The organism is Campylobacter sp. 2018MI13, from assembly GCF_018501135.1.
Lineage (GTDB): Bacteria > Campylobacterota > Campylobacteria > Campylobacterales > Campylobacteraceae > Campylobacter_E.
On record NZ_JAHCZC010000002.1, the window covers coordinates 19,366 to 42,410 of the forward strand.

Genomic DNA, 23,045 nt, shown 5'->3' on the forward strand with positions numbered 1-23,045 from the left:
AATACTAATATTATTTAAGCTAAACTTAGAAAGTCTTTATTGAGCTTTCTAATTTTTCCTTGAAAATTTACGCTAATTAAATTGCCTTCAATGGCAAGTATTTTTCCACTACCAAATAATTTATGATTTACTACATTTCCTACTTTAAATTCATTAGTAGAATTATTTATAGTAGTATTGCTAGTATTTTTATACATAATTTCATTTACAAAAATACTTGGATTTGTATAATCATATTGTAAATAGAATTTATGTTTTGCCCTTGTCATCGCTACATAAGCTAATCTTCGCTCTTCTTCAATATCAAAAATACCCATAAAAGTGCAAGGCATTTTGCCACCATCACAATCAATTAAAAATACATATTCAAATTCTAATCCTTTACTAGCGTGAATAGTCATAAGATTAATTGCGTTATTATTTTCTTTTATTATTTGCTCTTGTAAGATGATTTTATTTAAAAAATTAGTAAGCTTAGCAATATCAGCATTAAAGCCGCATTCTCTTTTGATAATATCAAAAAATACCGAGCAGTTTTCAGCTCTTGATTTTGGATTATCAAATAAATTATGAACTTCAAGAGAAGCTAATTTATTTAAAAATAAAGCGAATTTATCTTGAGTTGTAGTATAAAGCTCTATAAATTCTTTAATTTCAATATTTTTAAAACTATCTAAATTATCTTTTAAACTTTCAAATAAAGATGGTTTTTTAGATAAATTCTCTAATTTTTCTAAGGCTTTTTCACCAAATTTTCTTTTAGGCATATTGATGATTTTTTTAAAGGCCAAGTTATCGTTAAAATCCACATAAAGTCTTAGATAATTTATGAGTAATTTAATTTCCGCTCTTTCAAAAAACGGAACAGAACCAATAACTTTATAAGGTATATTCTCACTAATTAATCTAGGCTCAATGAAATTTCCGCTCATATTCATTCTATATAAAACACAGATTTCATTGTGTTTTACGCCTTTTTCTATAAGACTTTTAATCTCATAAATTACTTCATAATAATTTTCTAATTTAGTAATATCTATATCAAATTCATTATTTGTAAATAGCTCTTTTCCATATCTTGTTTTATTATTTGCTATTAAGCTATTTGCGTGATTTAATATGGTTTTTGTGCTTCTATAATTTTCTTCTAATTTAATGATTTTTGCGTCTTGAAAATCATCAGAAAATCCTAATATATTTTGTATTCTTGCGTGGCGAAATGAGTAAATACTTTGATCATCATCTCCAACTACAACGATATTTTGATGAGCTTTACATAATAATTTTAATAATTTTAATTGAGCTAAATTAGTATCTTGATACTCATCTACCATTATGTATGAATATTGATTGCTAATTTTTGTAGCTGTTGTTGGATTATTTTTTAAAATATCGTGTGGCAGAATTATTAAATCATCAAAATCTATTAAATTATTGTATTCTAAAGCTTTTTCATAATCTAAATATATTTCGTGATTTTCATTTTCTAATTCAAATTCTAAGGTATTTTTAACCCTATCTATATAAGCCATAGCTTCGTTGGTTTTATTTCTTAAAAACTCTTTTTCATCTTTTAAGATTTCTTTATCTTTTTTATCCTTACTTAAAAAATTTATATCAGTTTTTCTAATTTTTTCTAAAACAAATTCTTTAATCATAGCCTTTTTATCATCAGTATCAATTAGTCTATAATTTTTCCTTCTTCTTCCATCTAATAATTCTATATATTCACTTAAAAACTCCATTCCAAAGCTATGAAATGTGCTTAAAATTGGTAAATTATTACTATAGCCTATTTCATTTAGCATTTTTATAGCTCTTTCTTTCATTGAAGCCGCGGCTTTATTTGTAAATGTAAGGCTTAAAATTGATTCAGGGCTAATTCCAACTTCACTTATTAAATAGACTAATCTGCTAATCATTGTTTGAGTTTTGCCAGTTCCAGCACCAGCTAAGATTAATAAACTTCCATCTACAAATGTAGCGGCTTGTTTTTGAGCAGGATTTAGTCTATCTAAATAATTCATTCGCAAAATTCCTTAACCATTTTAGCAATTTCATTAATTCCTAATTGCCAAAACTCATCACTATTTAAATCAAGTCCAAAAAGTCCTACCAATTCAGCCGGAGAGCGACTTCCACCACTTGCTAAAAATTCTGTATAAAGCTCTACGAAATTAGCACATTTTCCACTCTTATAAAGCCCAAATAATGCTAAAACTAATAATTGTGCGTAAGAATACGCGTAGCAGTAAAACGGCGAATGGATAAAATGTGGGATATAGCTAAACCAATATTTGTATTTTTTGCGTAATTTTACGCTACTACCAAACATTTTTTGCCCTTCAGCTAGCCATAAGTCGCAAAACTCATCAACACTTAATTCGCCTTCGTGATTATGTAGAGCGATTTCGTAATTTGTAAAATTAATTTGTCTAAAAAATGTTGCGAATATATCTTCAATTTTACTTGCTAAAAGTGCTTTTTTATCCTTAGGGCTAAGTGTATCTTTAATAGCGTCATAAACTAGCATTTCAGCAAAAACACTAGCAGTTTCAGCTGTAGTTAGCGGAGTATTTGCATTAAAATACCCTAGATTTTCTCCTGCTAGACTTTGATGGATTAAATGCCCTAATTCGTGTGCTAAAGTGAATAAATCTCTTCTATTATTTGTATGATTTAGCATTACAAATGGTTGAGGATTTATGCCATAGCTAAATGCTCCACTACGCTTATTTTTAGCAGGGTATACATCAAGAGCTTTATTATTAAGTGCTTTTTGCATAAGTTCAGCAAATTTTGGGCTAAATTTATTAAAAGTATCTTTTACAACTTTACAAGATTTCTCAAAATCCCAATCATTGCTAATATCATCATAAAGTGGAGCGTATCTATCATAGTCTTTTAATTCTTTAAGACCTAGAATTTCACGCTTTTTATTGTAATAATTTTCTACTAAATGATAATTATTTTCGGCTGCTTTTATTAGGCTTTTTACACTTTCATCTTCAATTTGATTACTCAAATTCCTTGCTTGCATAGGATTTTCATAGCCCCTTAGCTCGCATTCACTTAAGTGATTATTTTTAATCATATTAAAAATAAAGCATAGAGTTTTTATATTTTTCTTAAGTCCTTTTGTAAGTGCATCGGCTGCTCTTTTTCTTAAAGCTCTATCAGGGCTATAAAGTTTGCTTAATAGTTCTTCTTCGCTGATTTTTTTTAAGTCAAGTTTAAAGGTAATATTACTTAAGTATTCATCAAATAATCTTGAAAATGCTTCTTTACCATTTATATTCATTTTCATAAATACTTGCTCGTTGCTTTTGCTTAATTGATATTTTTTAGCTTTTAGCCAATTATTTAGCATATATGAATATTTTTTACAATTATTTGCAATTTCTTGTGCGTTTTCTAATTCGCAAAACTCAATTTCAAAAAACACCAATTTACTTTCAATATTAGTGCAAATTGTGCTTATTTCTTGTAAAAACGCTCCATTTGCACTATCTTTTGCAAAATGTAAATACGCATAAGCTCCGGCACGGCTTAACTCATTATAAATGCTTTCTAATTTTGAAATTATATTTTCAAATTCTTTTTCATTTTTTAAATTATTTTCGTATTTTAAAGCAAAATCGTTTGCTTGATTTTCTAAATCTTTTAAAATTTTATATAATTCTTCTTTGTTTTTATAAATTATGCTTAAATCCCATTCCATTTTATACCCTACTTAAATCTATTTTAGTATCAGAACAAATTGCAGAAAATAGCACATCAGTAGAGCTATTTAAAGCGGTTTCAACACTATCTTGAATAACTCCAATTATAAAGCCAACCCCAACTACTTGCATAGCAATATCATCATTTATCCCAAATAATGAACACGCTAAAGGAACAAGTAAAAGTGAGCCACCAGCAACCCCACTAGCTCCACAAGCAGCAAATGCAGCTAAAAAGCTAAGTAGTATAGCGTTTGTAAAAGTAATATTAAGTCCTAATGTATGAACTGCAGCAAGTGCTAAAACAGAAATAGTAACAGCAGCTCCAGCCATATTAATTGTAGCACCTAGTGGAATTGATACTCCATATAATTCTTTATCAACATTAATTTTTGAACATAGTGCCATATTTACAGGAATATTTGCAGCTGAACTTCTTGTAAAAAACGCATAAATTGCAGAGTGTTTTATACAAACCCAAACTAATGGATAAGGATTTTTCTTAGTAACTACAAATACTATTAATGGATTGATTATAAATGTTACAAATAGCATAGTCCCAACTAATACTAATAGTAATAAAACATAATCAGCTAAAGTTTCTACACCAGTTTTAGCAACACTTGTGCTTACTAGACCAAAAATACCAATAGGAGCTAGACGAACTATGAAAGCAACAATTTTAATAGTGCCTTCATTAATATCTATAAATACTTTTTTTACTTCTTTTGAGCAAGTTTTAAGTGCAATTCCAGCAGCTATAGCCCAAGTTAAAATTCCAATATAATTTCCATTAGCTAATGCACTTACTGGATTTTCTATCATTTTAAATAATAAATCTTTAAATACCATAGCAACACTACTTGGCGGGGTTAAATCAATATTATTTGGTATTTCTAATATAAGTTTTGTAGGAAATAAAAAGCTAGCAACAACACCACAAACAGAAGCTAAGAAAGTTCCTATTAAATATAAAATTATTACTTGTTTTATTTTTTTAGTTCCATTTCCATATTCTCTAGTAGAGATTGCACTAAGAACTAAAATAAATACTAATATCGGAGCAATTGCTTTTAGAGCACCTATAAAAAAATCTCCTAATAAAGAAGTATAATCAGTAAAACTAGGAATACAAATTCCAACAAAAACACCTACAACAATACCAATCATAATTTTTATAATTAAATTAGTACTTTTATATCTTTTAATCATTGAACTTAAGACGCTCATAATATCTCCTTAAAAAGGCAAAAATATAGCAAATCTCTCTTACAAAACATTAACTATAAAGGCTAAAATTAGGCAAAATTTAATTATTAAAGGATAATAAATGTATTTATTTACAAGTGAAGTAGTAAGTGCAGGACACCCTGATAAATGTGCTGATATCATTGCTGATAGCATTGTTGATTTGCATATAAATTATGATAAAAATGCTCGCGTTGCTAGTGAAGTTTTTGTCGCTGGAAAGAATGTAATAATTGGTGGAGAGATTAAATCTAATTTAAAGGTTAGTGAAAGTGAATATGAAGAAGTAGTTAAAAACGCTTTAATTAAAATAGGTTATAAAGAAAATTCTCATTTTAGCAAGGCTGAATGCTTACACCCAAGTGATGTTAAAGTGCAAGTGTTATTAAACGAGCAAAGTAATGATATTAATCAAGGCGTTGATAAAAGTGATGGAGAAATGGGAGCGGGTGATCAAGGTATGATGTTTGGCTTTGCAAGTAGCGAAGCACCTGAATTTATGCCTGCTGCGATTTTTTATGCGAGAATGATTTGTAATAAAGTATATGAATATGCTCTAAATAATCCACATGAATTTGGAGTAGATATTAAAACTCAAGTTACAATTGACTATGAGAGCAAGGAAAATTATGAAAATTGTAAGCCTAAAAAAATCCATACAATAGTAGTTTCAGCTCCTAGCGTAAGTAGTCTAAGTCTTGATGAAGTTCGCTCAAAAATTATGAATTTAATTTGTAATTCAGGCTTACCAAAAGAGCTATTTAATAAAGATGATTGCATTATTTATATTAATCCAACAGGAAGATATGTAAATCACTCAAGCCTTCACGATAGTGGCTTAACGGGAAGGAAATTAATAGTAGATAGTTTTGGTGGATATAGCCCAATAGGAGGAGGTGCACAAAGCTCAAAAGATTACACAAAAGTTGATAGAAGTGGGCTTTATGCAGCTAGATATGTAGCAAAAAATATAGTTGCAAGTGGCTTAGCTAAAAAATGTATAGTGCAAATTAGCTATGCAATAGGAATTGCAAAACCAATTAGCGTAAATGTTGATTGTATGGGGACAAATGCAAGTGTTGATGATAATATTTTAAGTGCATTTGTTGAAAGAAATTTCGCATTAACTCCTAGATGGATTAAAGAAAAATTTAGATTAGATGAGCCTAGTAAAGCTGGATTTTCTTATGCTGATGTTGCGACTTACGGGCAAGTTGGAGTTGCAAGTTATCCTTGGGAGCAGCTTGATAGCGTTGAATTATTTAAGAGTTTATTAAAATGAAAATAGGAATTATTGGACTTGGAGCCGTTGGTTCGGCTGCAAGTTTTATGCTAAGTAGTCAAAATATAGCAAACGAGCTTTATTTATACGATATTAAAGATGGCTTAGCAAATGCAAGTAAGATTGATTTAGAAGATAGTCTTGAAAATACCAATTCAAATTCTAAGATTTTTGCTGTTAGCAAGGTAGAAGAATTAGTAAAATGTGATCTTATTGTCTTAGCATATACAACTTGTATCGAGCCTGATAGAACGCTTGAACTTAAGGCTAATTATGAACCTTTAAAAGAAATTATTAATGCCTTAAAGGGCTTTAATGGTATATATTTAATAGCCACAAATCCAAATGATAGCATTGTTTATTACGCTCAAAAATTAAGCGGCTTAGATGCTTTTAAAGTAATTGGCACAGGCACAACGCTTGATAGTGCAAGGCTTAAGATTGAAATTGCTAATAAATTAGGAATTTCTTATAAAAATATAAATGCTTTTATGCTAGCAGAACATGGAGATACGCAGTTTTTTTATAAGAGCAATGCCTTTGTGGGCGGTAAAAATATTAATGAGTTTAACCTTAATTTAGATGAGATTGAAAACAGAGTTCGCTTTAAGGGTGGAGAGATTTTTAAAGTAAAAGGTAAAACAGAATTTGGAATAGGAAGTGTGATTGCAAGAATTATTAAAGCTATTAAAGATGATGAGAATTTAATCACACCTATTAGTTTTACTCAAGATAATTTAGCTTATTCAAGATTGGTTGTAGTAGGTAAGGGTGGTATTAAAAAAGTTCTTGAATTAGACTTAAACAAAGATGAAAAAGAAAAACTTGAAATCTCAAAAAATTATATTTTAAAGACTATTAATTCTATTAAATAATTAGTGAAGAGTTAAATCTCTTCATTGTTTATATATACATTAAAACTTTTTGGCTTGCTAATCTTTTTAATAGCTTCTTGCATAATGAAATTATTTGTATTTTTTGTTATATATAAAGTTTTATTTTTATAAGAAAAATCACAAATTTCGTTTTCTTTAGCCTTATTTAAAGCATTACAAAATGCTAGAATAAAATTAAGCCAAGATATGGTATTTTCATCTGGCAATAATTTTTTTAATTTTAAATTCTCATAATTTATTTTTTTGCCGTGTTGTTCTATTATAGTTGCTATTAGTGCTTTATCTTCGTGTTTTATACAAAAATTTAGACCACTTAAAACACAATAAGCACTATGTTTATGGTTTGAATAATAACTAAGCAATAAACCCGTTTCAATGAGTTTTGCTGCATAAGTTAAGTGTTTTAGATATTTTTTATCAACATAATGAATTTCATTTAAAGTATTAAATAATCTTGTAACATTACTAACTAGTGAGCCTGATTTGTATTTAATTAGTCTATCTTCAAGACTTTTTAAGCTCGGATTAAAATTGGCTGGAAACCCTTTGTGGTGTTTAAATAAGTCTTTTAAAAATATTCCTTCTCTAACTCCAGCACCACTTGTAATTATTTGCTTAATTTTTAATTTTTTAATTATTTTATAAAAGACTAAAGCACCCATTTTAATGGTATCGTGTCTTTCTTTTTTAATTCCTAGCGAGCTAAGTTCTGAATTTTTGCAATTTATAATTTTTTCTATAAATTCACTTTCTTCATCTACTTGATAAGAAAAAGCATGAACTTGACTTAAAGGATAATTGTTTTTTTCCATAATAGCATTGCTAATAGCTCTTAATGAGCCGCCTATTGTAATTAAGATAGAAGCTTTAAAATCATCAGGGATTTGCTCTAAATAATTATCTATATATTTTTCTAATTTATTAAATTTGTCTTTAAATAAGTCTTTTAATCTCACCGTTCCAAGGTCAAGCGAGAAAGTTTTAACTACTTTTGTATTCTCACACAAACACAATTCAGCACTACCACCACCAATATCTAAACAAATTGATTTTTCATCTAATTTAGGTAGTAAATTAATAGCTCCAAAACCACTTAAATATGCTTCTTCCATTCCACTTAAAGTTTTGATATTGAGTTTTAAATCTTTTTTTAATAGGTTAATTAAATCAGCTTTATTTTTTGCATCTCTTAGAGCTGATGTTCCTATGCAAAATATTTTATTACACTTAAAATTAAGTGCTTGAGTTTTAAAATATTTTATTATTTCGTAAGCTTTTTTGATTTGTTTTTCTACCAATACATTATCTTGTTCATAAGCACCTTGTGCCAAACGAAATTTAACTTTTTGTTCGTTTAATATATAAAAACCATATCTTGAAGTTTTTTCATATATTGCCATTCTAATTCCGTTTGAACCTAAATCAATAATTGCAGTTTTTTTTGCCATATTTCTTCTCTTAATTTTTTTTGATTTTCATAGAAAAAATAGCCCTTGTTCCTTGCATATCTTTTCTATTTTCTAATGATACTTCAGCTTTTAGTGCGGTTGCAGCTGATTTTGATAAATAAAGTCCTAATCCAACGCCTTCTTTATCTCCAAATCTTTTAAATGGTGCAAAATAATCTTTATCTTCACTAATTCCACAACCCATATCATCTACATATAGATAAAAAGTCATATTATTGATGAAAGTTGTAATTGTTATTGTTGTATTTGGTTGAGAAAATTTAAATGCGTTTTGAATAAAATTTTGTAAAATTTGTGAGAATAAGGTTTTTTGTATTTTTATCTTTAATTCATTTGGGTTTAGATTAAGTTCTATTTTTTGTCCTGTTTTTGAGCCTAATAGGCTAAAATTTTTGCTTTCTTGTCTAATAAAATCAATTAAGTCTATTTCATTTGGCTCTTCAAATTGCGCACCTTCTAATCTGCCAATTTTAAGAATTTCATTTATGATTTTATTGATATTATCTATGCTATCATTAGAGTTTTTAATGGTTTGAATATAATATTCACTATCTCTTGATTTAATTAGCGTTACATCGTTTTTAGCTTTTATAACTGCTAAAGGAGTTTTTAATTCGTGAGCAATTCCTATAAATAGTTCTTTTTGAGACATATTATAGTTTTGAATTCTAGTAATTAAGTGATTAATACTACTTATGATTTCTTTAAACTCTAATGGATAGTTTTTATAATCTAATCTATTTGTAAAGTTATCATCAAACCTACTAACTTTAACGCTTAATTCTTTTAGGTGCATTGATAATATTCTTGATAAGAATAATGAATAAAAAATAATCAAACTAATAGCAATAATAATTATTAAAAATAAAGATATAAAAATAGTATCAAGAATTTTAATTGATTGACTTATATCTTTTTTCAATATTATATAATCCCCAAATTCATTGTAAGGATATGTTAAAATCAAGACTTTTTTATCATTTTCATTGATTATTTGAAAGTTTGGTTTCATAGTTTTTTTATCTAAATGAATTATTTTATAGTCTTTAAAAATAATAAAGTTTGAACTATTATTCACTTCAATAATACTAATAGCATTTTTGATTAAATTATCAAATTCATTTTGCATTATATTAATTTTTAGAATTTGATACGACAGAACTGAAAAAATAACAACTAGCACCGTAATAGTAGATGCTAGTTGCAAGAAAAATTTATTTCTTATGCTTTTTTGGGAAAGCAAAATCTATAGCCTCTTCTTCTTATTGTTTCAATAGTTGAGATACCTAAAGGCTTATCCATTTTTTGCCTAATTTGATTGATTGCAACTTCAATTACATTAGGAGTTACAAGTTCAGGTTCTTCCCAAATTGCATCTAATAATTGTTCTTTTGATACTATTTGATCAGAGTGTCTTGCAAGATGGGTTAATACTTCAAAAGGTTTACCTTTTAATTCAATTTCTTTACCTTTATAAGTAATTTTTTCTTCATCTGGGTCTATTTCTAAATTATCAATTTTAATTGTATTTGACCCACCAAATCTAAGTCTTGCTTCAATTCTAGCTAATAATACATTAAAATCAAAAGGTTTTTTAATGTAATCATCAGCACCTGCTTTTAAAGCGCTTATTTCACTTTCTTTATCATCTTTCGCAGATAAAATTATGATTGAAGTTCTTGAAGATTTATGTTTTACAACATGTATTAAGTCAGTGCCATCACCATCAGGAAGCATCCAATCTGTCAATACTAAATCGTAGTTTCTAATACCGATATAATATTCAGCATCTTTACAATTTTCGCACGCATCTATTTGATAGCCATATTCAGTTAAACCTTCGGCTAGTGTCTTGTTTAAAGATATTTCATCTTCCACTACTAAAATACGCATTTTTTTTCCTTAAAGTAAAATTAAGGTTATGCTAACACAATTTAAGCAAATATTCAAGTTTTTTTAAAGTTATTTTAATATTTTTTTTTGTATTTAGCACTAAGTTTTGTATTTTTCATAATCTCTAATTTAATAATCTCAATTTTTATTTTTTTTAGTTGTGGAAATTTGATTTTTATTTTTTTTGCTAGTTTTTTATTAGCTTTTTCTAAGGTAAAGAATTTTTTTGATTTTAAATATTTTTTTGATAATTTAGTTACTTTAGCATAGTCTAAAAAACTATCAGCTTTTGCATTTATTTTTAGGCTTATTGTTTGCTTTTCTAATCTTTCAAATTCCAATAAGCCTATTATACATTTAAATTTTGTTTTTATTTTTATATGACTTTGCATTCGTCTTTAAAAATCAATCTAATAATATTTGGTATATGTTTATAGAACACAAAAAATAATATTAAATATATTGGTGCGTGAGAATTAATACTAATATTAGGGTATAAAAATTCTGCACTAATTACTCCAATACTAAATCCTATTAATGATGCTAAGCTAGATATTTTAAATACTTTTCCGATTATTAGCCAAAAAATAAGACCTATAATTACAGAATAAGGAACTAATAGTATTAAAGCTCCAGCCCCACTAGCTACGCCTTTACCGCCATTAAAGCTTAAAAATATGCTATAGCAATGTCCTATAACACTAAGAACTGCCATAGCCCAAATTGTTGCTTCATTTATATCTAAAAACATAGCAATACAAATTGGAAGCATAGCTTTTAAAAAATCACTTAACATAGTAGCTATTGCTAATTTTTTAGCCAATTTTGGATTAACTTGTTTTACAACTCTTAATACATTTGTAGCTCCTATGCTTTTTGAACCTTGAGATTTAATATCAACATTCGCAAATTTTTTAGCATATATTAATCCAAAAGGAATTGAGCCTATTAAATAGGCTATTAGCATACAAATTAAATTATTATTTGTAAACAAATCAATTATGAATGTAATAAAATTCATATCTTAATCTCTTTTATATAGGCTTAATTGATTTTTAAGCTCTACTAAAGTTTCTTCTACTCTTCTGCTTGCAAATTCTTGAATTTTTTTAGCATCTTCTTGGTCTGGTAAAATCTCTAAACAATATCTGTAAGCATTTTGATACACAATTAAAACAACTAATTTAAATTTTAAATTAAACTCAACTGCTTCATTTGAATGAGGCATATGTAAACAAATATAAGATGATAAAATATCACCTCTTTTAAATCCTACATCTTCATTAGAAACAACACCAATTCCACCCTCTGAAATATCAAATAATTTTCCATTAGCAACCCTTCCATCTTCATGAGTTAGTGCTATTTTAGTAAATTCATTAGGATGCACTCTAGGATATGCTCTTTTTAATGCGTGCATATATGGTTGGCTTTCAAAATTATTTAAAGTTACCGTGCAATTTACAATATTAACAGATAAAATATTTGCTTTAATATTTTTTTGCAAATATTGATTTTGAACTATATAAGCGCAATCTTCTTCTTTCATAGCTAAAATTTGCATTAAATCAACTTTTACAACTATACTCGCATCTTCAACTTGTAAAATTTCTCCGTAAGTTCTAACAGGAACACCATTATAAAGATTTAAAAATTCTAATTTTTCTCCTACAGAATACATTTTTTTAAATGTATCTATAAAATTCTCGTGTATAAAAAATCCACCAGAACTACTTGCTGAAAATACATTAATTGAACTTTGTGCAGTCGTAGAATCGTGACAAATTGTGCAAAAAATTGAACCATATCTTTCTAATGCAAAGGCGAGATTAACAACTAATTTATTGTTTAATCCATTATTCATAATATGCTTAGAAAAATCTATATAAGTTTTTAATAAAAATTCAAAAAAGCAAGCTCTATCAAAGTCTTTTGTCTTGGCTAATTCCTTACCTCTTTCTATACTAAAATCTTTTGTTAGTAACATAGAAAATAATTCTTCGTAAGCATCTTCACAATTTTTTGATAAAATTTTGCCTTCGCTTCTATAATAAGCTTGTATGTTATTAATAAATTTGTGTGTATATTTTTCAAAATAATTAATACTAGAATTAACTAGTTCGTCTCTTCCTTCAAAACTCATGTTTTTGTTTCCTTTTAAACTAAAAATAGCATTAGTGTAGCAAAAAAAATAAATTTTTAAATAAAAATTAATGATTTTTTGATAGTATTCGCTTTTTACAACTCATTTAAGCTTATTTAAATCTTTAAATTTCTAATATTTAAAGTGCTTGATGGGACTTACTAAATTACAAAGGATGAATTATGTATGCTATTTTTAAACATAGCGGTAAGCAGTACAAAGTAAGTGTTGGCGACGAATTAAAGTTAGATCGCTTTGAAGCAGAGAAAAAGTCTATCGTAGAAGTTACAGATGTTTTAGCTGTTAACGATAAAGAATTAAAAATCGGTACCCCTTTTGTTAGTGGAGCGAAAGTTGTTCTTGAAGTTATCAACGAAGGAAAAGATAAAAAAGTTGTAATTTTTAAGAAAAGAAGAAGAAAAGACTCTAAATTAAAAAGAGGTTTTAGAAGACAATTTACTCGCGTAGTAGTAAAAGAAATTAAAGCGTAAGGAGAAATACAATGGCACACAAGAAAGGTCAAGGTTCAACTCAAAATAATAGAGATTCTATAGGTAGACGTTTAGGTGTTAAAAAATTTGGTGGAGAATTTGTAAGAGCTGGAAATATTATTATTCGCCAAAGAGGAACAGCAACTCACGCAGGAGCAAATGTTGGTATGGGAAGAGATCATACTATTTTTGCTTTAGTTGATGGTTTTGTTAAATTTGAAAGAAAAGACAAAAACCGCAAAAAAGTTTCTGTATATCCTGCAGTATAATTTAAATTAAAAGGAGCTTAGGTAATGTTTGTTGATAGTATAAAAATTAGGCTGAGCTCTGGTAACGGCGGAGCGGGTGCTAGCTCATTTCGCCGTGAAAAACATGTACCACTAGGTGGTCCTGATGGCGGCGATGGCGGTCGTGGTGGCGATGTAGTGGTTATTTGTGATAATAATCTTCATACTTTAGCACATTTTAAAGGCAAAACACATTTAAAAGCTAGTAATGGTGATTGTGGATTACCTAGAAATAAAAGTGGTAAAAAAGGTGAGAATTTAGAAATAAAGGTTCCAATAGGTACTCAAATTATTGATATTAATACCAATGAAATCTTACATGACTTTACGAGTTTAGGAGAGCAAATAGTCTTATTAAATGGTGGTTTAGGTGGCCTTGGAAATAGACATTTTAAAAGTTCTGTTAATCAAAGACCTACATACGCTCAACCTGGCAAAAAAGGAGAAAGTCTAGAAGTAAGACTTGAATTAAAATTAATTGCTGATGTTGGATTAGTTGGATATCCTAATGTTGGAAAATCTACTTTAATTAGTATAGTAAGTAATGCTAAGCCAGAAATTGCTGATTATGAATTTACAACTCTTACTCCAAAATTAGGTGTTGTAGATATTAATGATTACTCGTTTGTAATGGCTGATATACCAGGAATTATAGAAGGTGCTAGCGAAGGAAAAGGTTTAGGATATGAGTTCTTAAAACACATATCAAGGTCAAAATGCTTATTATTTATGCTAGATAGTTTTAAAGAAATGAGCATTAAAGAACAATTTATTAATTTATACAAAGAACTTGAAGCTTATGGCTTGAATGATTTTAAATTTGCAGTTGCAATCACAAGATGTGATGTGGCTAAAGAGAATTTAATTCAAGAATTAGAACTTTTAAATGAGTATTTAAAAAGATATGATAATTTAGTTTTTGTTACAAAAATATCTTCAGTTACTAATGATGGTATTAAAGAGTTAAAATTATCTTTATCAAAAATGTTATTTGAATAACATATCTTAATTTTTAGGTATATCATGAAAAAAAATATAGTATTTATGGGCACGCCCGAATTTTCGGCATTTATTTTAGAAGAGCTTAGTAAATTTCATAATGTAAGTCTAGTTTTAACCCAAACAGATAAAGAAGTTGGAAGAAAAAAAATATTAACTCCAAGTCCAGTAAAAGAGATTGCGTTAAAACTAAACTTAGAATTAGCACAACCAAAAAGCTTAAGAAATAATGAAGAGATTAGAAATTTAATTAACAATAAAAAACCAGATTTTATAATAGTTGCAGCTTATGGAAAAATACTGCCAAAAGAGATTTTAGACATAGCACCTTGTATTAATACTCACGCTAGTTTACTTCCTTATTATAGAGGAGCTTCACCTATACAAAGTGCTATTTTAAATGGTGATATTGTAAGTGGAGTTACACTTATGAATATGGATATAGGTCTTGATACTGGAGATATTTTATATCAACAAGAATTAAATATTAAGGATTTAAATTCTCCACAAGTATTTGAAAAAATGTCTAAATTATCAGCAAAAATGCTTTTGGAATTTTTAGAAAATCCAAATTATTTTCAACCTATTAAACAAGATGATTCAAAGGCAACTCATACAAAAATTATTAAAAAACAAGATGGTTTAATTGAGCTAAATAATGCTAAAGAAATATACCAAAAATATTTAGCATTTTATGATTGGCCTAATATATTTTTAGAAAATGGTTTAAAGCTAAATGAACTTGAATTGAATGAATGTGAAAGTGATAATAAAGAAGGGCTTATAAAAGAAATAGGTAAAAATTATTTAATTTTAACTTGTAAAAAAGGCAGCTTAAAAGTTTATAAATTGCAAGATGCAGGTAAAAAGTCTTTAGATGCTAATGTATATGTAAATGGTAAAAGGTTAAAACAAGGAGATAGCATTGTATAATCTAGCTTTTTGTAATTGTATAAGTTCAACTCAAGTTGAGCTTATAAATGCTATTAGAAATGGTTTTAAAGAACACGCATTTGCATTGGCTACGCTTAAACAAACTAACGGAATTGGCTCTTGTAATAGAAATTGGGTTAGCGATAATACCGATTCATTTGGCAATATAAATTCTCAGATTCATAATCAGTATTTTAAAGATATAGATTTTATATTTTTTGATGAATATAATAAATTTAATTTAGATATAAAAAATAATTTATATTTATCTTTTTTTAATGATAATTTACCAGATGATTTACCTATTCAATCAGCTAGTATATATTATTCTATGATAATGAAAATAGTCTTAAAAGAATTTGGTTCAAAAGTTTTTATCAAATGGCCTAATGATTTTTATTTAGATAATAAAAAAATTGGAGGGCTAATCACTGCAAAAATAAAAGATAAATTAGTTTGTGGTATTGGTATAAACATAACTACAGCACCAGTAGATGCTAATATTTTAGATATAGATATTTCATATTCAACATTACTTAAAACTTTTTTTGATAGAATAAATCTTAATATTTCTTGGAAAGAAATTTTTGATTATTATAAGAGTGATTTTGAATTAAGTAGATCGTTTTATTTTAAAAATGATGATAATACTTATTCATTAAATGATGTAAAATTATATGAAGATGGTTCTATTTTAGTAGATAACAAAAGGATATATAGTTTAAGATGAGTGAAATTATAACAATAGCTAATCAAAAGGGTGGGGTAGGTAAAACAACAACGGCAGTGAATTTAGCAGCTTCTCTTGCGGTAGCTGAAAAAAGTGTTTTACTAATAGATATGGATCCACAAGGTAATGCTACCACAGGTTACGGATTTAAAAGAAGTGATTTTGAATTTAATATATATCATGTATTAAGTGGTAAAAAAACATTAGATGAGATTATTTTAAAGACAAGTTTGAATAAACTAGACCTTGCTCCATCAAATATTGTTCTTACTAATTTTGAGCAAGAATTAGGAACAGGTGTAAATAATAAACAAATTTTAAGAAAAGCTTTAAAAGATGTTGTAAATAGATATGATTATATAATAATAGATTCGCCACCTGCATTAGGAAATATCACAATTAATGCACTTGCAGCAAGCACTGATGTAATAATCCCGATTCAATGTGAATATTTAGCATTAGAAGGTTTGGCACATATTTTAAGGACAATTCATAATATAAGAGAAGCAATAAATCCGAAGTTAAGAATAAGGGGAATTTTACCTACTATGTATAGCCCACAGAATAATCTTTCAAAGGATACGGTTGCCGAACTTAAAAAGCATTTAAGTGGTAAGTTATTTAGAAAAGATGGAGAGATAGTAATAATTCCAAGAAATGTAAAACTAGCAGAAAGTCCAAGTTTTGGAAAACCTATAATATTGTATGATATAAAATCTCCAGGTTGTGTTGCTTATCAAAGCTTAGCACATTCTTTAATAGGATAGAAAATGGCAAAAAAATCTTTAGGTTCAGATTTTAGTAGTATTTTAGATGATATATCTTTAGCTTATGATGATGAGTTAAGTGGAGTTTTTAGAAGTGATTTAGATACTATAAGAGATATTAGTATAGATGATATAACTCCAAATCCATATCAGCCAAGAAAAAGTTTTAATGAAGATAGTATAAATGAACTTGCTAATTCCATTAAAAATCACGGATTATTACAACCAATTGTTGTAATAGATGCTGATGAGCTTTGTGAAAAGGCAATGGAAAATGGAGAAAATTTAGAAAAAGTAACTAAATATTTTTTAATTGCTGGCGAGAGAAGATTAAGGGCTATTAAAGCTTTAGGTGAAACAAAAATTAAAGCAATTATTGCAAATATAGATTCAAGTAAAACAAGAGAATTAGCTTTACTTGAAAATATTCAAAGAGAAGATTTAAATCCCATTGAACTTGCTTTAGCTTATAAAGAGTTAATGAGAGTTAGAAAAATTACTCAAGAAGAATTAGCGCATAGTATTCAAAAAAGTAGAGCAAATATAGCAAATACTTTAAGATTACTTACTCTTAGTGAAGATACTCAAAAATTAATTATTGATGGCAAATTAAGTGCAGGTCATGCTAAAGTAATAGCAGGTCAAAAAGAAGATGAAAAGATTTTAGTAAATACAATTATTGGTCAAAAATTAAATGTTAGAGATTGTGAAAAACTAGCAAATAAACTCAAGGGTAAAAATACAAATAACATAATTGATGATAGTTTGTTAAAAAAATTAAAAGAATTTAAAATAGATTTTAAAATACAAAATGGCAAACTTATATTTAATTTAAATCAAGAAAATACTAAAAATTTTGTTGAAAATGCTATAAAAAACTTATAATTTAAATATTATTTGATTTTTTTATGTTAATATAAAGTTTTATCAAAATAAGGAGAATGTATGTTTGATGACTTAGATCTTAAAATGATGTTATTAACAGCTATGTTGTTTTTAATATTGCTTTGGATTTTAGATTACATCTTATACAAACCATTGCTAACCTTTATGAAAAATAGAGATGATGGTATAAAAGAAGATGAAGCTAGAATTCAGCAAAATAACACAGACGCTAGTAATAATGAAACATTAATTGCTAAGATTTATGCTGATGCAAGAGCTAAAGCTCAAGCCATCAAAAGCGAGCAAGTTGCCGTAGCAAAAGAGCAAGCAAGCAAAGCTATAGCAGAAAAAAAGGCTAGTCTTGATTTAGACTATCAGAAATTTTTAACTGAACTTGAAGCAAAAAAAATTCAGTTTAAAAATGAGTTGAAAGCTGATTTGTTTCAGTGTGAAAATGCTTTAAGAGCAAGTATAGAAAAAATTTAAGGTTGCTTTATGAACAGATTAATATGGATTTTATTACCTACTTATTTGTTAGCTAGTGATACAGATATTTTCTATAGAACTATAAATTTTGTAATTTTTGCTGTTATGATGTATTTATTACTTGCTAAGACAATTAAAAAGATATATTGTGATAGAATTGATAATATTAAAAATAGATTAGTATCAATAGAAAAAAGCTTAGATGAGGCTAAAAAAAATAAAGAAGAAGCAATTAAAAAAATAGAGATAGCTAATAACGAGGCTGATAAGCTAATAGAATTAGCTAAAGAACAAGCTATAAAATTAAATGAAAATATTTTAAAAGATGCTAATAATGAGATAGAAAATATGAAAAAATCTTATGAAGAGCAAAAAATATTTGAAGAGAAAAAGGCTAAAGAAGAAGTTGTTAATGAACTTATAGAAGAGCTTTTAAATACTAATGTTAATTTAAAACAATCTGATTTGTTAGATATTGTTTCAAGGAAAGTTAGCTAATGGAAAAGTATGTAAATATAATAATGCAAAGAAAAGATAGGGAAGAATTTATATCTTGTTTTGAGATTTTAAAAGAAGCCTTTAAAGATAAAAAAACATTAGTGATAATAAATGCAGTTGGCATTAGCTTAGATAAAAAGATAGAGTTTTTAGTGAGTTTATCTAATACAAACAAAAAAGAAATTATTAATTTTTTAAAGGTATTAGGAGTAAATAATAAACTTGATAAAGTTCCAGTTGTTTATGATGGATTAGTTAAAAAATTAGCTTTAGAAAATAATATTTATTATGCTGATATTTATTCTAAAGAAAAAATTAGTGATAATGATATATTAAAGCACGAAAAAGAATTATCAAATTATTTTAAAAAAGAAATAAAACTAAAAAATATAATTCATGATAAAAATGAAATAAAGATTTATATTGAAGACTTAGGATATGAAATAATAGTATCAGAAACTTCATTAAAAGATAAAATCAAACAGCATATAATGAAAGCAATTTAAGAGGAGTAACAGTGAGTTTTAACGCAAATGAAATTAGCTCAATTATTAAAGAAAGAATTGAGAATTTTAATTTAAATTTAGAAATTGAAGAAACTGGTAAAGTTATTTCAATAGCTGATGGTGTTGCTAATGTTTTTGGATTAAAAAATGTTATGGCAGGAGAAATGGTTGAATTTGAAAATGGCGAAAAAGGTATGGCATTAAACCTTGAAGAAAATAGTGTTGGTGTTGTAGTTTTAGGAAGTTTTTCAAATATTAAAGAAGGTAGCTCTGTTAAAAGATTAAAACAATTATTAAAAGTTCCAGTTGGTGAAGAATTAATTGGTCGTGTTGTTAATGCTTTAGGAGAGCCAATCGACGCAAAAGGTGTTATAAATACTACAAAAACTGCATTCGTTGAAGAAAAAGCTAAAGGTATTATGGCTAGAAAAAGCGTTCATGAACCATTACAAACAGGTATTAAAGCAATTGATGCCCTTGTTCCAATTGGTCGCGGTCAAAGAGAATTAATCATTGGAGATAGACAAACAGGTAAAACAACCGTAGCAGTAGATACCATAATTAATCAAAAAGGTCAAAATGTTGTATGTATTTATGTAGCTATTGGACAAAAACAAAGCACTGTTGCGCAAGTTGTTAAAAAACTTGAAGAACATGGGGCTATGGATTATACAATAGTAGTAAGTGCAACTGCGAGTGATTCAGCGGCTCTTCAATACCTTGCTCCTTATACAGGCGTTACAATGGGTGAGTATTTTAGAGACAATAGCAAACATGCTTTAATAGTATATGATGATTTAAGTAAGCACGCAGTAGCTTATCGTGAAATGAGCTTGATTTTACGCCGTCCTCCAGGTCGTGAAGCTTATCCAGGCGATGTATTCTATCTACATTCAAGATTATTAGAAAGAGCTTCAAAATTAAGTGATGCTTTAGGTGCAGGTTCGTTAACAGCTTTACCTATTATTGAAACTCAAGCAGGGGATGTTTCAGCATATATTCCAACTAATGTTATTTCAATTACAGATGGACAAATATTCTTAGAAACAGATTTATTTAACTCAGGTATTCGTCCTGCTATTAACGTAGGTTTATCAGTATCTAGGGTAGGTGGTTCTGCTCAAATTAAAGCTACAAAACAAGTATCAGGAACATTAAGATTAGACCTTGCGCAATATCGTGAATTACAAGCATTTGCACAATTTGCAAGTGATTTAGATGAGAGTTCAAGAAAACAATTAGAGCGTGGTCAAAGAATGGTTGAAGTATTAAAACAACCTCCATATAGCCCATTAGCTATTGAAAAGCAAATAGTTCTAATTTATGCAGGTACTAGAGGATTTTTAGATGATATTGCTGTAGATAAGATTACTAAATTTGAAAATGATTTATATGCTTATATTGAAACAAAGTCTCCTGAGATTTTTGAGCAAATTAGAGTTAAAAAAGCTTTAGATAGTGATTTAGAAGATAAAATTAAAAATTTATTAAATGAGTTTAAAGCAACACAAGCGTAGGTTTTGTAATGGCGAATTTAAAAGAGATAAAAAGAAAAATAAAGAGCGTTCATAATACTCAAAAGACTACTAATGCTATGAAATTAGTTTCTACTGCTAAATTAAAAAAAGCAGAAGAGCTTGCTAAGAAGTCTAAAGTATATGCAAGTAAATTGCAAGAGGTTATGCAAGAAATTTCGTTTAAGCTAAATCAATTTGATATGGCTAAAGATAGTAGATTTTTTGGTAAGCATGAGATTAAGATTGTGGATGTTGTATTTATTACTTCGGACAAAGGTTTGTGCGGTGGTTTTAATATAAAAACTTTAAAAGAAGTTAGTAAAATTATTAAAGAAAATAAAGAAAAAGGTATTAAAACTAGATTAAGAGCTATAGGAAAAGTTGGTATTGAGTTTTTTAATTTTCAAAAAATTGAAATACTAGATAAATATACAGGCGTTAGTTCTTCACCTGATTATGAAAAAGCTAGAGAAATTATTAATTTAGCTATTAGTGATTATGAAAAAGCATTAACTGATAAGATAATATTAGTTCATAATGGCTATAAAAATATGATTTCTCAAGAATTATCAGTGTGTAATTTATTACCTGTAGATTCAAGTAATTCTGAAATTACTAATTCAAATTCTTTATTAGAAATTGAACCTGAAGAAAAGGAAGTTTTAGAAGAATTACTAAAAAGATATATAGAATATAGTATGTTTTATTCATTGATAGATAGTTTAGCAGCTGAACATAGTGCTAGAATGCAAGCAATGGATAACGCAACTAATAATGCTAAAGCAAGGGTTAAAGAACTTAATTTAGCTTATAATAAAGCAAGACAAGAAAGCATAACTACTGAATTAATTGAAATTATCAGTGGTGTTGAATCAATGAAAGAATAGGAGAATATATGCAAGGATTTATATCTCAGGTATTAGGACCTGTTGTAGATGTTGAATTTAGCGATTATTTACCACAAATCAATGAAGCTATTGAAGTAAATTATGAGGTTGAAGGTAAGCAAATTCGTTTAATATTAGAAGTAGCAGCACATTTAGGTGATGGCCGTGTAAGAACTATTGCTATGGATATGACTGATGGTTTAGTAAGAGGAACTAAAGCTGTTAGCTTAGGTGCTCCAATTAGTGTTCCTGTTGGGGAAAAAGTTTTAGGAAGAATTTTCAATGTGGTTGGAGATTTAATTGATGAAGGTGCTCCAGAAAATTATGAAACAAAATGGGCTATTCATAGAGAACCACCTAAATTTGAAGACCAAAGCACAAAAAGTGAAATATTTGAAACTGGTATTAAAGTAGTTGATTTACTTGCTCCTTATGCAAAAGGTGGTAAAGTAGGATTATTTGGTGGTGCTGGTGTTGGTAAAACAGTTATTATTATGGAATTAATTCACAATGTTGCGTTTAAACATAGTGGTTATTCAGTATTTGCTGGTGTTGGTGAGAGAACTCGTGAAGGAAATGACCTTTATAATGAAATGAAAGAAAGCAATGTTTTAGATAAAGTTGCTTTATGCTATGGTCAAATGAATGAACCACCAGGGGCAAGAAATCGTATTGCTTTAACAGGTCTTACAATGGCTGAATATTTTAGAGATGAAATGGGACTTGATGTTTTAATGTTTATTGATAATATCTTTAGATTTTCTCAATCAGGTTCAGAAATGTCAGCTTTACTTGGTCGTATTCCTTCAGCTGTTGGTTATCAGCCAACTTTAGCAAGTGAAATGGGTAAATTCCAAGAAAGAATTACATCAACTAAAAAAGGTTCAATTACTTCAGTTCAAGCTGTTTATGTTCCTGCTGATGACTTAACAGACCCAGCGCCTGCAACCGTTTTTGCTCACCTAGATGCTACAACGGTTTTAAATAGAAGTATTGCTGAAAAAGGAATTTATCCTGCAGTTGACCCACTTGATTCAACTTCAAGAATGCTTGACCCACAAATTATTGGTGAAGAGCATTATAAGGTAGCTCGTGGAGTTCAAAGTGTGCTTCAAAAATATAAAGATTTACAAGATATCATAGCTATTTTAGGTATGGATGAACTTAGCGAAGAAGATAAATTAGTTGTTGAAAGAGCTAGAAAAATTGAGAAATTCCTATCACAACCATTCTTCGTAGCTGAAGTTTTCACAGGTAGTCCTGGAAAATATATAAGCCTTGAAGAAACTATAGCTGGATTTAAAGGTATATTAGAAGGTAAATATGATGACTTACCTGAAAACGCATTTTATATGGTAGGAAATATTGAAGAGGCTATTAAGAAAGCAGAAAAATTAAAGGCTTAA

At 28.0% G+C, this 23,045-nt stretch carries 24 protein-coding genes; 15 read left to right on the plus strand and 9 right to left on the minus strand.

The window, feature by feature from the left end:
- Window positions 1-14: 14 nt before the first annotated feature.
- From KJQ99_RS00395 to sstT, 3 genes are read right to left on the minus strand one after another with little or no spacing between them, the layout of a single operon-like run.
- A complete protein-coding gene (locus tag KJQ99_RS00395) occupies window positions 15-2,027 on the minus strand; it encodes an ATP-dependent helicase (protein ID WP_214120061.1) in 2,013 nt (670 codons plus the stop codon).
- Window positions 2,024-3,721, minus strand: coding sequence for a M3 family oligoendopeptidase (locus tag KJQ99_RS00400; protein ID WP_214149692.1), 1,698 nt, complete (start codon window positions 3,719-3,721; stop codon window positions 2,024-2,026). Before KJQ99_RS00400 ends, KJQ99_RS00395 begins: the two co-directional genes overlap by 4 nt.
- Window position 3,722: 1 nt before the next feature.
- Entirely contained in the window at window positions 3,723-4,952 is a 1,230-nt protein-coding gene (gene sstT, locus KJQ99_RS00405; RefSeq protein WP_214149693.1) for a serine/threonine transporter SstT, read from the minus strand.
- A gap of 100 nt (window positions 4,953-5,052) precedes the next feature.
- Here sstT and metK point away from each other — a divergent pair, with 100 nt between their 5' ends.
- Window positions 5,053-6,252, plus strand: a complete 1,200-nt coding sequence (gene metK, locus KJQ99_RS00410) for a methionine adenosyltransferase (protein ID WP_214117391.1) — start codon at window positions 5,053-5,055, stop codon at window positions 6,250-6,252.
- Window positions 6,249-7,127: a lactate/malate family dehydrogenase gene (locus KJQ99_RS00415; protein WP_214149694.1), complete on the plus strand. Its 879-nt coding sequence runs from the start codon at window positions 6,249-6,251 to the stop codon at window positions 7,125-7,127. Before metK ends, KJQ99_RS00415 begins: the two co-directional genes overlap by 4 nt.
- A gap of 11 nt (window positions 7,128-7,138) precedes the next feature.
- On the opposite strand, the gene KJQ99_RS00420 is transcribed toward KJQ99_RS00415, so the two are convergent.
- The 6 genes from KJQ99_RS00420 to KJQ99_RS00445 form a co-directional block, all read right to left on the minus strand.
- A complete protein-coding gene (locus tag KJQ99_RS00420) occupies window positions 7,139-8,596 on the minus strand; it encodes a Ppx/GppA phosphatase family protein (protein ID WP_214149695.1) in 1,458 nt (485 codons plus the stop codon).
- Between the two features lie 10 nt (window positions 8,597-8,606).
- Window positions 8,607-9,800, minus strand: coding sequence for a sensor histidine kinase (locus tag KJQ99_RS11035; protein ID WP_214117388.1), 1,194 nt, complete (start codon window positions 9,798-9,800; stop codon window positions 8,607-8,609).
- A gap of 38 nt (window positions 9,801-9,838) precedes the next feature.
- Window positions 9,839-10,510, minus strand: a complete 672-nt coding sequence (gene hsrA, locus KJQ99_RS00430) for a response regulator transcription factor (protein WP_214117387.1) — start codon at window positions 10,508-10,510, stop codon at window positions 9,839-9,841.
- Between the two features lie 74 nt (window positions 10,511-10,584).
- On the minus strand, window positions 10,585-10,902 hold the full coding sequence (locus tag KJQ99_RS00435) for a dihydroneopterin aldolase (protein ID WP_214117386.1): 318 nt from the start codon (window positions 10,900-10,902) through the stop codon (window positions 10,585-10,587).
- Window positions 10,887-11,531 (minus strand): glycerol-3-phosphate 1-O-acyltransferase PlsY, encoded by a 645-nt coding sequence (gene plsY, locus KJQ99_RS00440; protein WP_214117385.1) that lies wholly within the window; start codon window positions 11,529-11,531, stop codon window positions 10,887-10,889. The genes KJQ99_RS00435 and plsY overlap by 16 nt, the downstream gene beginning before the upstream one ends.
- Window positions 11,532-11,534: 3 nt before the next feature.
- Entirely contained in the window at window positions 11,535-12,653 is a 1,119-nt protein-coding gene (locus KJQ99_RS00445; protein ID WP_214120243.1) for a PilZ domain-containing protein, read from the minus strand.
- A 182-nt stretch (window positions 12,654-12,835) separates the two neighbouring features.
- On the opposite strand from KJQ99_RS00445, the gene rplU reads away from it, so the two are divergent.
- The 13 genes from rplU to atpD are packed head-to-tail and all read left to right on the plus strand — an operon-like array spanning window position 12,836 to window position 23,045.
- On the plus strand, window positions 12,836-13,144 hold the full coding sequence (gene rplU / locus KJQ99_RS00450) for a 50S ribosomal protein L21 (RefSeq protein WP_214117383.1): 309 nt from the start codon (window positions 12,836-12,838) through the stop codon (window positions 13,142-13,144).
- Window positions 13,145-13,155: 11 nt separating this feature from the next.
- Window positions 13,156-13,413, plus strand: a complete 258-nt coding sequence (gene rpmA / locus KJQ99_RS00455; protein WP_214117382.1) for a 50S ribosomal protein L27 — start codon at window positions 13,156-13,158, stop codon at window positions 13,411-13,413.
- Window positions 13,414-13,437: 24 nt separating this feature from the next.
- Complete coding sequence (gene obgE / locus KJQ99_RS00460; protein WP_214149696.1) at window positions 13,438-14,430, plus strand: GTPase ObgE; 993 nt, start codon at window positions 13,438-13,440, stop codon at window positions 14,428-14,430.
- A 24-nt stretch (window positions 14,431-14,454) separates the two neighbouring features.
- Window positions 14,455-15,363, plus strand: coding sequence for a methionyl-tRNA formyltransferase (gene fmt, locus KJQ99_RS00465; RefSeq protein WP_214149697.1), 909 nt, complete (start codon window positions 14,455-14,457; stop codon window positions 15,361-15,363).
- Window positions 15,356-16,093 carry a biotin--[acetyl-CoA-carboxylase] ligase gene (locus tag KJQ99_RS00470; protein WP_214149698.1) on the plus strand — a complete coding sequence of 246 codons (738 nt, stop codon included), beginning with the start codon at window positions 15,356-15,358 and terminating at the stop codon, window positions 16,091-16,093. The genes fmt and KJQ99_RS00470 overlap by 8 nt, the downstream gene beginning before the upstream one ends.
- On the plus strand, window positions 16,090-16,860 hold the full coding sequence (locus KJQ99_RS00475; RefSeq protein ID WP_214117378.1) for a ParA family protein: 771 nt from the start codon (window positions 16,090-16,092) through the stop codon (window positions 16,858-16,860). Before KJQ99_RS00470 ends, KJQ99_RS00475 begins: the two co-directional genes overlap by 4 nt.
- Before the next feature lie 3 nt (window positions 16,861-16,863).
- On the plus strand, window positions 16,864-17,745 hold the full coding sequence (locus KJQ99_RS00480) for a ParB/RepB/Spo0J family partition protein (RefSeq protein WP_214117377.1): 882 nt from the start codon (window positions 16,864-16,866) through the stop codon (window positions 17,743-17,745).
- A gap of 60 nt (window positions 17,746-17,805) precedes the next feature.
- Window positions 17,806-18,231, plus strand: a complete 426-nt coding sequence (locus KJQ99_RS00485) for a F0F1 ATP synthase subunit B family protein (protein WP_214117376.1) — start codon at window positions 17,806-17,808, stop codon at window positions 18,229-18,231.
- A 9-nt stretch (window positions 18,232-18,240) separates the two neighbouring features.
- On the plus strand, window positions 18,241-18,729 hold the full coding sequence (locus KJQ99_RS00490; RefSeq protein WP_214117375.1) for a F0F1 ATP synthase subunit B family protein: 489 nt from the start codon (window positions 18,241-18,243) through the stop codon (window positions 18,727-18,729).
- A complete protein-coding gene (locus KJQ99_RS00495; protein WP_214117374.1) occupies window positions 18,729-19,235 on the plus strand; it encodes a F0F1 ATP synthase subunit delta in 507 nt (168 codons plus the stop codon). The genes KJQ99_RS00490 and KJQ99_RS00495 overlap by 1 nt, the downstream gene beginning before the upstream one ends.
- Window positions 19,236-19,246: 11 nt before the next feature.
- On the plus strand, window positions 19,247-20,752 hold the full coding sequence (gene atpA / locus KJQ99_RS00500) for a F0F1 ATP synthase subunit alpha (protein ID WP_214117373.1): 1,506 nt from the start codon (window positions 19,247-19,249) through the stop codon (window positions 20,750-20,752).
- A gap of 8 nt (window positions 20,753-20,760) precedes the next feature.
- Entirely contained in the window at window positions 20,761-21,639 is an 879-nt protein-coding gene (gene atpG, locus KJQ99_RS00505) for an ATP synthase F1 subunit gamma (RefSeq protein WP_214117372.1), read from the plus strand.
- Window positions 21,640-21,647: 8 nt separating this feature from the next.
- Entirely contained in the window at window positions 21,648-23,045 is a 1,398-nt protein-coding gene (atpD, locus tag KJQ99_RS00510; RefSeq protein ID WP_214117371.1) for a F0F1 ATP synthase subunit beta, read from the plus strand.